Raw genomic sequence first — 13,091 nt, 5'->3', positions numbered from 1 at the left:
GATGGCACGACCGATCCGTTCGATCACCCTTGGACTGGCATGGCGGCTGTTCCTGGCGCAAGCGTTCACGGTGTTGTTCGCCGTCGTCGCGCTGATCCTGACCTGGGGCGACAAGGACACCTGGGGTATGGACATGTTCATGGCCGAGAGTGCGGCCAACGCAGTGCACAGCGAAGGCGGCCGTCTGGTGCTGGACGAAGCGCGCTGGCAGAAGCTCGATGCGCGTGCCGGTGGCAACCTGTGGTTCGCGGCGGTGGACGATCGCGGTGCATGGCTGCAGCGCGGCACGCTGCCTGCCATTCACGCGCCGCTGCTGGCCCGCCTGCCGACACTGGGTGCCACCGAGCTGGGTTCGCTGGTGCCGCCGTACCTGGATGTGGCGCGGGTGATGATCCGCAACGAAGACGGCCGCCGCATCACGGTGATGGTGGGTGGGGCGCCGAAGGGCGGCCTGCTGGATGGCGCATTGATGGTGCTGCGGTTGATCGGCCTGTGGTTTTTCCTGCCGTTGATCGTGGTCACGCTGCTGGTGATGCCGACAGTGATCCATCGCGCCATGCGTGGCGTGCGCCGGTCCGCGCAGCAGGCCAAGGAGCTGGATATCGGCCAGCCCGGTGCGCGCCTGGACGCGCAGCTGGTGTCGACCGAGGTCGCGCCTCTGGTCGAAGCGTTCAACGATGCGATCGACAAGGTGCAGCAGGGCTACGCAGCACGCGATAAATTCCTGGCCGACGCCGCCCATGAGCTGCGGGTACCGATTGCGGTGGTGCAGGCGCGCCTGTCGCAGTTGCCGCAGGGGGAGCTCAAATCGCAGCTGTTGACCGATGTCGCCCGTCTCGGCAACGTCGCCGAGCACCTGCTCGACCTGCAGCGCCTGGACCGGAACGTCGCAGCGCTGCAGCGCCTGGACCTGGCGCATGTCGTGCGCGAAGCGGCCGCCGACCTTGCGCCTCTGGTGGTTGGCGCCGGCTACGGCTTCGAAGTGGATGCGCCGGAGACGCCGGTATGGATCCATGGCGATGGCCTCGCCCTGGGGCGGGTGATCGCCAACCTGGTGCACAACGCCATCGTCCACGGCGGCGGGCGCGGCACCATCTGCGTGCGTCTGGACCGGCAGGGCCTGCTGGAAGTCAGTGACCAGGGCGCTGGCGTGCCGGTCGGTGACCGCGAGGCGATCTTCGAGCCGTTCCACCGCCTGCGTGCTGCTGGCAGTGGCAGCGGCCTCGGCCTGCATCTGGTCAAGGAGATCGTGCAGCACCACGGCGGTACGGTGAGCGTGGGCGAGGCCGTTGGGGGCGGCGCGAGCTTTCGGGTCAACTTCCACCGCGGCAGCGTGCGCCGCTAGCCGGGCGCTGACAACGCCACACGGCGTTGCCTGATGGCTGGGTGAGGCCGCGCCTCGGCACGCTGTGTCGATGGCTGCCGATCGGACCTTGTCGCCCCTGTTTGGCCCCGCGTGCGCCGCCGCTCTGGTTGCCGGTGCGTTGGTCTGCGTGCTGCTGCCGGTGTTGCCACCGCTGTGGGCTTCTGTTGCGGCGACCGCCGTGGCCGCGTTGGGCTGGGTGTTGCGCTGGCGCGGACGCGCGGCGGCTGCGTTGCTGTTCGGCTTGGCCTGGACTTGCTGCCACGGGTATTGGGCAATGCAGACGCAGCTGCCGGCCGGTTCTGCCGCGCAGGATGTGCTCGTCCGGGGGCAGGTGATCGATCTGCCGAAGGAAACCCCTGCACACACCCGGTTCGAGTTCCGGGTGGATATGTCCGATGCGATGCCGACGCTGCGTGGAAAGCGGCTGCAGGTGCTCTGGCACGCGCCACGGGGTGGGCCGACCGACGCCGGGGTTGATCAGAGACGGCGCCTTCACGCCGGGGCGGATTGGCAGTTGTCGCTGCGCGTGCGACCACCACGTTCACGCATCAATCCGGGGGGCTTCGATGGCGAGCGGCATGCGCTGCTGCGTGGGCTGGCAGGGAACGCCAGCGTGCGCGACTTGAATTCCACGCGACAGCTGCGCCCTGCGCATGGTCTACCTGCGTGGCGCGAGCGCACCAGTGCCGCCATTGCCAGGCAGGTCGCACGCCCGTCTGCGCGGTTCATCCAGGCCCTGGCGCTGGGCGATACGCGCGGCCTGTCCGACACCGATTGGGCGCAGCTGCGCGCGCTGGGCCTGACCCATCTGATCGCCATCTCCGGCTTCCATGTCGGCCTGGTCGCGGGCTTCGCCGCATTGCTGTGCTCTGCGCTCTGGCGATTCTGGCCGGGGCTTGCCCGGTTCTGGCCACGACCGCAGGCGGCGGCCTGTGCGGCGGCGGTGGCAGCAGCCGGCTATGCCTTTGTTGCAGGCAGCGAGCTGCCGACCGTGCGTACCGCGCTGATGATCGCGGTGCTGGCCCTGGCGCGCGTCGCCCGCCGTCCGGTGACGGTAGCGCAGGGGCTGGCGCTGGCCGCGCTGGCGATGCTGCTGCCGGCACCGCTGTCGGTGCTGTCTGCGGGCTTCTGGCTCAGTTTCGGCGGGGTGCTGTGGTTATTGTGGTGCTTGCCGCAGGGGCGGCCGAAAGGGTTCGCCGCAATGCTGCGCGGCGCTCTGGCAGGGCAGGGGGTGGCCAGCGTCGCTCTGCTGCCGCTGGCGGTGGCACTGTTCGGTGGCGCCGCACGGCTGGGGCCACTGGTGAACCTGCCGATCATCCCGCTGTGGAGCCTGCTGGTGGTGCCCTTGGCTCTGCTGGGAACTGCTCTGGAGGCCCTGTGCACCGGGGCAGGGAAGTTGCCCTGGCGAGCAGCCGCCTGGGTGTTCGAGGCCAGTTGGCAGCTGCTGCAGCCGTTGGCCGCGCATCCGGAGGCGATGTGGTGGCTGGCGCAGGGGCCGGCCTGGGCGTTGCCGGCGGCCTTGCTGGGGGTGTTCTGGTGGCTGTTGCCACGCGGTGCCGGGGCCGGGATTGCCGGCTCTCTGCTATGCCTGCCGTTGCTGTGGCCGGCACGGTCGGGACCGCAATGGGGTGAGCTGGAACTGGTGGTGCACGATGTCGGCCAGGGCGCTGCGGTACTGCTGCGGACCGCCCAGCACGCATTCTGGTATGACGTCGGCCCACCAGCCGCCAGCGGGGGCGAGGAGCGGATGCTGCTGCCGACGTTGCGGGCGTTGGGGCTGGAGCCGCCGGCACAGGTGATGATCAGTCACGACCACCTGGACCACAGCGGCAACCTCGTCGCGTTGCGCCAGCAACTGCCGGGACTGGACGTCCTGGCTCCACCGGGCAGTGCGATTGCCACGGCCGGCAGCTGCCAACAGGGCCTGCGCTGGCAATGGGACGGGGTCGATTTCCAGGTGCTGCATCCGCCCGCCGCGTTCCCTGCCGTTGGCGGGAAGGGCGCCGACAACGAAGCCAGTTGCGTGCTGCGGGTTGCTGGCGCGCACGGGGTGGTGCTGCTGCCCGGTGACATCGGCCGGCAAGGCGAACAGGCGCTGCTGGCGGGCGCTGCCGATATGCTGCGTGCGGACGTGGTGCTGGTGCCCCATCACGGCAGCGGAGGCAGTTCCACGCCGGACTGGGTGAAGGCGGTGGCGCCGCGGCTGGCGCTAGTCTCGGCCGGGCACCGGAACCACTTTGGCCACCCGAAACGTGACGTGGTGCGGCGCTGGCAGGCGGCGGGCGCCGAAGTGCTGTCCACCGCCGAGTCCGACGCGATCCGCGTATGGCTTGGCGCACAAGGCCTGCAGCTGCGTGAACAGCGTATCCACGCCGCCCGGTGGTGGGATGCCGCTGGGCGGGCGCGGTCGGCTGCTATCCTATCGCCGATCGAACAAGCGGCCGCTGGGCCGGAGGGTTGAAACGTGTGGGAACTGGTCAAGGCCGGTGGCTGGCCGATGGTGCCGCTGCTGCTGTTGGGCGTACTGGCTTTGGCGATCGTCCTGGAGCGTTTCTGGTCCTTGCGGCGTAACGAGGTGCTGCCGCCTGGCCTGGGCCAGGAGGTGCGCAACTGGGCCGCGCGCGGCAAGCTGGACCCGGCGCACCTGCAGACTCTGCGTGCCAATTCACCGTTGGGTGCCCTGCTGGCCGCCGCGCTGGAAGCGCGCAACCGCCCGCGCGACCAGATCCGCGAGCGCATCGAGGACACCGGTCGCCATCTGGTGCACCGCATGGAGCGTTTCCTCAACGCGCTGGGCACCATCGCCTCGGCCGGCCCGTTGCTGGGCCTGCTGGGCACCGTGGTCGGCATGATCCAGATGTTCCTGGGCATCCTCGACCACGGCGTGGGTGATGTGAACCAGCTTGCCGGCGGTATCGGCAAGGCACTGGTGTGCACCGCCACCGGCATGATCGTGGCCATCCCGGCGCTGATGTTCCACCGCTTCTTCAAGGGCCGCATCCACGGCTACGTGGTGGAGATGGAGCAGGAAGCCAGCGCGCTGCTGGATACGCTGGACGGTCGCCCCGGGGTGATGACCCCGGCCCCCGCTGCGCGCGCGCCTTCCGCCGCTACGGCAAAGGCCTGATCGATGCGTATCGGCAACGACCGGTCCCAGGATGAGCCGCATATCGACCTGGTGCCGCTGATCGACGTCATCCTGGTGCTGATCATCTTCTTCGTGGTCACCACCACCTTCGACGCGCGATCGACCCTGCAGGTGCAGCTGCCGACCGCCAGCCAGCAGCAGACCAACGAGCCGCCGCGCTCGCTGAGCGTGCTGATCAACGCTGACGGCCGCTACTTCGTCAACGATCAGGAAGTGCTGCGCAGCGACGTCGAGTCGGTCAAGCAGACCATTGCGGCCGTCGCCGGCAGCGACCGCGAACAGACCGTGCTGCTGCGTGCCGACGCGCGCACTCCCTACCAGGCCGTGGTCACCGCGCAGGACGCGCTGGGCCAGCTCGGCTTCCGTCGTATCGCCATTGCAACAGCGCCAGAGGTGCGTCCATGAGTTCCCATCACGCGCCAGTGTGGCCGATCTACAAACGTCTGCTGGGCTACACCCGCACCTACTGGGTGTTCATGATCGGCGCGGTCATCGCGATGGTGGTCGAAGCCTTGGCCGGCTATCACTTCACCAAGCTGATGGAACCGCTGGTCAACCGCGGGTTCGTCAACCCCGAGCCGCGCATGGCGGTGATCCTGCCGCTGACCATTCTCGGCCTGTTCCTGATGCGCAGCGTGGCCACCTGGGTCAGCGACTACACGCTGGCCAAGACCGGCCGCAGCGTGGTCCGCGACCTGCGTGAACAGGTGCTGCAGAAGTACCTGCACCTGCCGTCCTCGCATTTCGATGCCGAGGCGACGCCGGTGATGGTCAGCCGCCTGAACTTCGACACCGAACAGGTCACCCAGGCCAGTGCCGACGCGCTGAAGACCGTGGTGGCCGATACCCTGACCATCATCGCCATGCTGGCGGTGATGCTGCAGATGAGCGTCAAGGTGACCCTGGCGATGCTGGTGGTGGTGCCGCTGATCGGCGTGATCGTGTCCTACGTGGGCAAGCGCTACCGGCGCATCAGCCGCGGCATCCAGGACGGCATGGGCACCATGGCGCAGACCGCCGAGCAGTCGCTGGCCGCGCAGCAGGAAGTGAAGGTACACGGCACCCAGCAGCACGAGATCTCGCGCTACTCGCGCCTGGCCAACCGCATGCTGGCGCTGAACATGAAGGTGGAAGTGACCCGCGCGGCGGCTTCCAGCGTGGTCCAGTTCCTGGCGGCGCTGGCGCTGGCGGTCATCGTCTGGGTGTCCACCCGCGAGGCACTGGCCGGCAAGCTCAATGCGGGCCAGTTCATGGGCCTGATGACGTCGATGATGGCCATCATTCCGTCGCTGCGGCGGCTGACCAGCGTGCAGACTTCGATCTCGCGCGGTGTGGCTGCGGCCGAGCGCCTGTTCGGCATCATCGACATGCCGGTCGAGCGCGACGAGGGCAAGCACGCGGTGCAGCGCGTACGCGGCGAACTGGCCTTCGAGCACGTCATGCTGCGTTACCGTGAAGACAGTGGCATCGCCCTGGACGACATCAGCTTCGTTGCCAGGCCGGGCACGGTCACCGCCATCGTCGGTCGTTCCGGCAGCGGCAAGACCAGCCTGATCCGGCTGGTGCCGCGCTTCTACGAACCCAACGGTGGCCGCATCCTGCTCGACGGCGTTGCCCTGGATGAGTATCCGTTGGCCGATCTGCGCCGGCAGGTGGCCATCGTCGGCCAGAAGGTCATGCTGTTCGACGACACCATCGCGGCCAACATCGCCTACGGCATGGATGCCACCGACGAGCAGATCCGTGCAGCTGCCGAGGCGGCCAATGCCTGGGAGTTCATCGCACGCATGCCGCAGCAGTTGCAGACGCCGGTAGGCGAGAATGGCGCGCTGCTGTCCGGCGGCCAACGCCAGCGCCTGGCGATCGCCCGCGCGATCCTGCGCGATGCACCGATCCTGATCCTGGACGAGGCCACCGCGGCGCTGGACAACGAATCCGAGCGCCTGGTGCAGGATGCGCTGCAGCGCTTGATGCCCGAGCGCACCACGCTGGTGATCGCGCATCGCCTGTCGACCATCGAGCATGCCGACCAGGTGCTGGTGATGGACCATGGCCGCATCGTTGAACGCGGCACCCACCAGGAGCTGCTGTCGATGGGCGGCCTGTACCAGCACCTGCACAACATGCAGTTCCGCGAAAGGCAGGACTGATGGCGGGCAAAGGTACCCAGACCCCGCCGTACTGGTACGACGGCAGCCCGGCTCCGTGGCCGATGCGACTGCTGGCACCGCTGTATGCCGGTGTCACCGCGCTGCGCCGGCGCCTGTACCGGCGTGGCTGGCGCAAGCGCCATGCGCTGGCGGTGCCGGTCATCGTGGTCGGCAACATCACCGCCGGCGGCACCGGCAAGACGCCGCTGACCATCGCCCTGGTCGAGCGCCTGCGGGCCGCGGGCTGGAAGCCCGGTGTCGCCAGCCGCGGCTACGGCCGTGAGCAAGCGGACAAGGCACGTTGGGTGGAAGCCGATACGCCGACCGCCCTGGGGGGCGACGAGCCGGTGCTGATCGCCTGGAAAACCGGCGTGCCGGTACGCGTGGACAGTGACCGCGTGGCAGCGGGCAAGGCGTTGATCGCCGCCGGCTGCGACGTGATCGTCTGCGATGACGGCCTGCAGCACTACCGGCTGGCGCGCGACATCGAGATCGAGGTGGTTGATGCCCAGCGCCGCTATGGCAATGGCCGGATGATTCCCGCCGGCCCGCTGCGCGAGCCGGTCAGCCGCGCAGCGGAATGCGATTTCCGGGTGGTCAACCTGGGCCAGGCGGATGGAGCGGCGGCTGCCCAGGCCTGTGGCTTCGGCCAATGGCCGATGGCCCTGCACATCGACAGTGCACAGCCGCTGGCCGGCGGGCGCGCACGTCCCCTTTCGTACTTCGCGGGCCAGCGCGTGCATGCCGTGGCCGGCATCGCCCATCCGCAACGCTTCTTCGACATGCTGCGCGCGCGTGCGATCGGCGTGGTGCCGCACGCCTTCGCCGACCATCATGCTTACCAGCCGCAGGATCTGTCCTTTGGCAGCCAGCTGCCGGTGCTGATGACCGAAAAGGATGCCGTGAAGTGCCGCGCGTTCGCCAATGACTGGCAGTACGCGGTGCCGCTGCGTGCCGAGATGCCTGCTGCTTTCTGGATCGCGTTGACCGATCGCCTGGACAAGCTGCGACCGAACTGAGGGGCCGTGCGGCGCTTGCAAATGGACGCCGCCGGCCGCATTCCTGCTGTATCGCGCCTGCCGAGTACCGCCCGCATGACCGACTTCGTTGTTGCCATCCCGGCCCGCTATGCCGCTTCGCGGCTGCCGGGCAAACCGCTGCGCCTGCTGGGCGGAGAGCCCATGGTGCTGCATGTGGCCCGCCGCGCGCTGCAGGCCGGCGCGGGTGAGGTATGGGTCGCGACCGACGACCAGCGCATTGCCGACGCATTGTCCGGCCTGGGGGAAGTGAAGGTGGCGATGACCGCTGCCTCGCATGCCTCGGGTACCGATCGCCTGGCCGAGTGCGCGCGCATCGCGGGCTGGTCCGATGACACCGTGGTGGTCAACCTGCAGGGCGATGAGCCGTTCGCGCCGGCTGCCGGCATCCGCACCGTGGCCGAGGCACTGGTGGCGGGCAGCGCACCGATGTCGACCCTGGCCACGCCGGTCGAGGATGCCCACACGCTGTTCGACCCCAACGTGGTCAAGCTGGTGCGCAACGTGCGCAACGAGGCCCTGTACTTCAGCCGTGCGCCCATCGCCTGGCATCGCGATGGCTTCGCCCGCAGCCGCGACACCCTGCCCGGAGGCCATCAGTGGCTGCGCCACATCGGCATCTATGGCTACCGTGCCGGTTTCCTGCAGCAGTTCGCCTCGATGCGGCCGGGCACGCTGGAACAGGTGGAATCGCTGGAGCAGTTGCGCGTGCTGGAAGCGGGCTACCCGATTGCCGTGGCGATCTCGCCCGAACCCTTCCCGCCGGGCATCGACACCCCTGAAGACCTGCAGCGCGCCGAAACGCTGCTGCAGGCGATGGCCGCGCGATGAGGCTGCTGGTCGTCTGCCTCGGCAACATCTGCCGCTCGCCGATGGCCGAAGGCGCGCTGCGTGCCCGCCTGGATGCCTCGGCGCTGGCTGGGCGGGTGCAGGTCGATTCGGCCGGTACCGGCGACTGGCACGTGGGCCAGCCACCCGACCGGCGTGCCATTGCATGCGCGGCCGGACACGGGGTGGACCTTGGCAGCCTGCGCGCGCGGCAGTTGCAGCGGCAGGACTTCGACGCTTTCGACTGGATCCTGTGCGCCGACGAGGCCAACCTGCGTGATGCCGCACGCCTTGCCACTGCCACCCAGCGCGAGCGCCTGGCGCTGTACCTGCCGTGGTCGGGCGGGAAGGGCGAACGTGCGATTCCCGATCCCTATACCGGCGGCAGCGATCATTTCGAACAGGTCTGGTCGCTGGTCGACGCTGCTGCCGAACGCACCGTGGCACGCCTGTTGCATCACGCCGACTCCGGCATAATCGGGCCATGAACATCCAGCCCGTCCCGGACCTGCCCGAGTTCGCCGCCTGGCTCAATGCCGCGCCCTGCACCCTGACCGAACTGCGTGGCCGGCCGGTCGCGCTGTTGTTCGTCAACGCGGCTTCCGCATGGAGCGCGCAACGACTGGCCGAGTTCAGCCAGTGGCTGTCACGCCACCCCGGCAAGCTGCAACCTCTGGTGCTGCAGGTGCCGCGCTTCGACTTCGAGCGTGATGCCACGGCTGCGCTGAAACTGCTGCGCCGCCAGGGCCTGACCATGCCGGTGCTGCTTGATGCCGATTGGGATGGCTGGCGCCGCTTCGGCGTCAGCGCCTGGCCGACCATGGTGCTGCTGGACGCGCAGGGTCGCGAACAGCAGCGCTTGATCGGCCAGGGCGTGCCCGGCGAGCTGGAGCGGGCCCTGAATGCCCTCTGCGAGGGTGCGCCGTCGGCCCCTTCGCGTGGCGGCAGCGAGCTGCACCCCGAACCCCGCCAGGCGCTGCGATTCCCGATGGGTCTGGCGGTGAACCAGGAACGGTTGTACATCGCCGACAGCGGCCACCACCGCATCCTGGAATGCAGTCATGGCGGCCGCGTGCTGCGTCAGTTCGGCTTGGGTACCGCCGACTTCATGGACGGCAATCTCACCGAAGCCGCTTTCCACCGGCCGCAGGCGCTGGCGCTGGAGCGCGAGTCGCTTTACGTGGCCGACACCGGCAATCATGCGGTGCGCCGCATCAACCTGCTGACCGGCCTGGTCGACACCCTGTGTGGCAACGGCCGTCCGGGCGCCCCCGTGGAAGGGCTGGTGACGCAGCCACGGCAGGTGTCGCTGGATCATCCGGTGGGCCTGGCCATCGCCGAAAACCAGCTGCACATTGCCATGGCCGGCGACAACCGCATCTGGAGCTACCACCTTGGCCAGCGCAGCCTGCAGTGGCGCGCCGGCAGCGGCGCCATCGACGAGCGCGACGGCAGTGGCCATCTGGCCGCGTTCGCCCAGCCCACTGCCGTGGCGGTGGTCCAGCAGGTGCTGTACGTGGCCGATGCGCTGGGCTCTTCGGTCCGTTCATTGCAGTTGCGCGGAGACCTGGTGCAGACCCTGGTCGGGCAGGGCACCTGGCGTTTCGGCGAGGACGATGGCCCGCGTGCGCAGGCCAGCCTGCAGTTCCCGCAGGCGATCGCATTGAGCCCGGATGCCCCGTTGCTGTGGATCGCCGACACCGGCAATGGCCGCCTGCGCACGTTGCGCCTGGGCGGTGGCGAACTGACCACCCAGCCCTTGCCGCGGCGCCTGCATGGCCCGGCCGGCCTGGCCGTCGGTGCCGGCGCGGTGTGGATCGCCGAAACCGATTCCCACACCGTACTGCGCCTGGACCCTGACAGCGGCGTGCTCAGCGAAGTGCCGATCAGCGAATGACCGTTGTTCCTGTCCCGACCTTCGATGGCAAGGCATTCGCGGCCCAGCTGAGTACCGCCCCGGGCGTGTACCGCATGTACGCGGCCGACGACACGCTGTTGTACGTCGGCAAGGCCCGCGCGCTGCGCAACCGCGTGGGCAGCTATTTCAACGGCAGTCCGAAGAACGCGCGCATCATGTCGATGCTCTCGCAGATCGTGCGCATGGACGTGACCGTAACGCGCTCGGAAGCCGAAGCGCTGCTGCTGGAAAACCAGCTGATCAAGTCGCTGTCGCCGCGCTACAACGTGTCCCTGCGCGACGACAAGACCTATCCGCATGTGCTGCTGACCCGCGAAGACTGGCCGCGCATCGCCCTGCATCGTGGCCCGCGTGCCATTCCTGGCCGCTATTTCGGGCCGTATCCCGGCGTCACCGCGGTGCGCGAGACGCTGAACCTGATGCACAAACTGTTCAAGCTGCGCAGCTGCGAAGACAGCGTGTTCCGCAACCGTTCGCGGCCCTGCCTGCAGTATCAGATCGGACGCTGCAGCGCGCCGTGCGTGGAACTGGTGCCCGCAGCGGACTACGCCGAGTCGGTGCGCCGCGCGGCGATGTTCCTGGAAGGCAAGAGCGATGAGCTGACCCGGGAGCTCGGCGAGCAGATGCAGGTGGCCAGCGAAGCGCTGGAATTCGAGCAGGCCGCGCGACTGCGCGATCTGATTACTTCATTGCGCAGCATGCAGACCCGCCAGTACGTGGACGGCCGCGCGGCCGACCTCGACGTGCTGGCGGTGGCCATGCAGGGCTCGCAGGCCTGCGTGATGCTGCTGGCCTTCCGCGATGGCCGCAACCTGGGCACCCGCCCGTTCTTTCCCCGCACCAATGGCGAGGAAAGCCCGGATGAAGTGCTGGCGGCCTTTGTTTCGCAGTACTACATCGAATTCGAGCCGCCGCGCGAGATCCTGCTCGACCGCGAAATTCCCGATGCCGATCTGATCGGTTCTGCACTGTCGGCCTCGGCCGAGCGCAAGGTGCAGTTGAAATGGAACGTCCGCGGCGAGCGCGCCGGCTACCTGGAACTGGCCAGCCGCAACGCACAGTTGACCCTGGCTACCGAGATCAACAGCCGCACCGCGCAGCACGCGCGCAGCGAAGCGCTGCGGGTGATGCTGGGGCTGGCCGAACCGGTGAAGCGGGTGGAGTGCTTCGACATCAGCCATACCATGGGCGAAGCCACCGTGGCCTCCTGCGTGGTGTTCGATGCTGCCGGCCCGGTGCGTGCGCAGTACCGCCGCTTCAACATCAGTGGCATCGAGCCGGGCGATGACTACGCCGCGATGCGCCAGGCGATCGACCGCCGCTTCCGCCGTGCAGTGGAAGAGCAGGGCGTGTTGCCGGATGTGCTGCTGATCGACGGTGGCGCCGGCCAGCTGGCACAGGCCCAGGCGGCGCTGGCCGATCTGGGCGTGGAAGACGTGCTGCTGGTGGGCGTGGCCAAAGGCGTGGAACGCCGTGCCGGCCACGAAGCGCTGGTGATGCCCGATGGCCGCGAACTGCGCCCGGGTGCGGCCGATCCCGCCCTGCAGTTCATCCAGCAGGTGCGCGATGAAGCACACCGCTTCGCCATCACCGGCCATCGCGGGCGCCGGCAGAAGGCCCGGATGACCAGCAAACTGGAAGACATCCCCGGCATCGGGCCGCGCCGGCGCGCCAGCCTGCTGAAGCATTTCGGTGGCTTGGTTGGCCTGAAAGCGGCCGGAGAAGCGGAAATTGCCAAGGTGGAAGGCATCAATGATGCCCTCGCAGCGCGCATCTACGCTAACCTGCACGGGTTGGCCGCGCCGGATCCGGCCGAGTAGAGAGAGAATAAAGCCGCATGACGTTGACCCTGCCCACCTGGCTGACCCTGTTGCGGATCGTGATGATCCCGGTGCTGGTGCTGGTGTTCTACCTGCCCTACACCTGGACCAACTTCGCATCGGCGGCGATCTTCGGCCTGGCCGCGATCACCGACTGGCTCGATGGCTGGATCGCGCGCCGTTACGGCCTGGAGTCGGCGTTCGGCGCCTTCCTCGACCCGGTGGCGGACAAGCTGATGGTGGCGGTGGCCCTGTTCCTGATCGTGCAGGGTCATCCGACCCCGTGGATGGCGTTCTGGGCGGCGGTGATCGTCGGCCGCGAGATTGCGGTGTCGGCGCTGCGCGAGTGGATGGCCGAACTCGGCCAGCGTGCCAAGGTGCGGGTGGCGATGATCGGCAAGGTCAAGACCACCGCGCAGATGGTCGCGCTGCTGTGCCTGCTGTATTCGGTGGCGCCAAACGTGCCGGTCGACGACATCTGGATGGGCCCGCCGGTATTCCATATCGGTGACTGGACCCTGGCCATTGCCGCGGTGCTGACCCTGTGGTCGGGCCTGCAGTACCTGCACGCCGCCTGGCCCAGCCTGCGTGACGACGAGCGCGCCGCTCGCGAGCGTTCGCGGCAGAAGAAGCTGGGCAACTGAGCACCGGGGTCGGATCCCTTTCCGCAGGAAAGGGCTCTGACACCGGGGACGTCTTCATCCACGCATGGCGTGGATCTACTGGGTATGCGTTCTACGCAGGATGCCTCATCCACGCATGGCGTGGATCTACTGGGTGTGTGTTCTACGCGGGATACCTCATCCACGCATGGCGTGGATCTA

General features: G+C 68.4%; 11 protein-coding genes. All 11 read left to right on the top strand.

Annotated elements, in window-relative coordinates; translation table 11 throughout:
* The first annotated feature begins 1 nt into the window (after position 1).
* The 11 genes from ACUXVE_RS17845 (at position 2) to pgsA (ending at position 12,911) form a co-directional block, all read left to right on the top strand.
* Complete coding sequence (locus ACUXVE_RS17845; RefSeq protein ID WP_032975720.1) at positions 2–1,345, top strand: sensor histidine kinase; 1,344 nt, start codon at positions 2–4, stop codon at positions 1,343–1,345.
* 70 nt (positions 1,346–1,415) lie between these two features.
* Positions 1,416–3,827 carry a DNA internalization-related competence protein ComEC/Rec2 gene (locus ACUXVE_RS17840; RefSeq protein WP_445514896.1) on the top strand — a complete coding sequence of 804 codons (2,412 nt, stop codon included), beginning with the start codon at positions 1,416–1,418 and terminating at the stop codon, positions 3,825–3,827.
* Positions 3,828–3,830: 3 nt separating this feature from the next.
* Positions 3,831–4,493 (top strand): MotA/TolQ/ExbB proton channel family protein, encoded by a 663-nt coding sequence (locus ACUXVE_RS17835; RefSeq protein WP_059063709.1) that lies wholly within the window; start codon positions 3,831–3,833, stop codon positions 4,491–4,493.
* Between the two features lie 3 nt (positions 4,494–4,496).
* The gene (locus tag ACUXVE_RS17830) at positions 4,497–4,919 is read left to right on the top strand and encodes an ExbD/TolR family protein (protein ID WP_025875217.1); all 423 of its coding nucleotides are present in this window, start codon (positions 4,497–4,499) and stop codon (positions 4,917–4,919) included.
* The gene (msbA, locus tag ACUXVE_RS17825; RefSeq protein WP_025875215.1) at positions 4,916–6,664 is read left to right on the top strand and encodes a lipid A export permease/ATP-binding protein MsbA; all 1,749 of its coding nucleotides are present in this window, start codon (positions 4,916–4,918) and stop codon (positions 6,662–6,664) included. Before ACUXVE_RS17830 ends, msbA begins: the two co-directional genes overlap by 4 nt.
* Positions 6,664–7,683, top strand: a complete 1,020-nt coding sequence (gene lpxK, locus ACUXVE_RS17820) for a tetraacyldisaccharide 4'-kinase (protein WP_025875213.1) — start codon at positions 6,664–6,666, stop codon at positions 7,681–7,683. The genes msbA and lpxK overlap by 1 nt, the downstream gene beginning before the upstream one ends.
* Before the next feature lie 75 nt (positions 7,684–7,758).
* On the top strand, positions 7,759–8,532 hold the full coding sequence (kdsB, locus tag ACUXVE_RS17815; RefSeq protein WP_445514895.1) for a 3-deoxy-manno-octulosonate cytidylyltransferase: 774 nt from the start codon (positions 7,759–7,761) through the stop codon (positions 8,530–8,532).
* The gene (locus ACUXVE_RS17810) at positions 8,529–9,017 is read left to right on the top strand and encodes a low molecular weight protein-tyrosine-phosphatase (RefSeq protein ID WP_222390025.1); all 489 of its coding nucleotides are present in this window, start codon (positions 8,529–8,531) and stop codon (positions 9,015–9,017) included. Before kdsB ends, ACUXVE_RS17810 begins: the two co-directional genes overlap by 4 nt.
* Positions 9,014–10,426: a hypothetical protein gene (locus tag ACUXVE_RS17805; RefSeq protein WP_222390024.1), complete on the top strand. Its 1,413-nt coding sequence runs from the start codon at positions 9,014–9,016 to the stop codon at positions 10,424–10,426. The genes ACUXVE_RS17810 and ACUXVE_RS17805 overlap by 4 nt, the downstream gene beginning before the upstream one ends.
* Positions 10,423–12,267, top strand: coding sequence for an excinuclease ABC subunit UvrC (gene uvrC, locus ACUXVE_RS17800; RefSeq protein WP_099783504.1), 1,845 nt, complete (start codon positions 10,423–10,425; stop codon positions 12,265–12,267). The genes ACUXVE_RS17805 and uvrC overlap by 4 nt, the downstream gene beginning before the upstream one ends.
* Before the next feature lie 17 nt (positions 12,268–12,284).
* A complete protein-coding gene (gene pgsA / locus ACUXVE_RS17795) occupies positions 12,285–12,911 on the top strand; it encodes a CDP-diacylglycerol--glycerol-3-phosphate 3-phosphatidyltransferase (protein WP_025875200.1) in 627 nt (208 codons plus the stop codon).
* The last annotated feature ends 180 nt before the right edge of the window (positions 12,912–13,091 follow it).

Source organism: Stenotrophomonas sp. 3(2025), assembly GCF_052665395.1.
The sequence above is the reverse complement of the archived record's forward strand: the minus strand, read 5'-3'. Positions and strand labels throughout refer to the sequence as shown.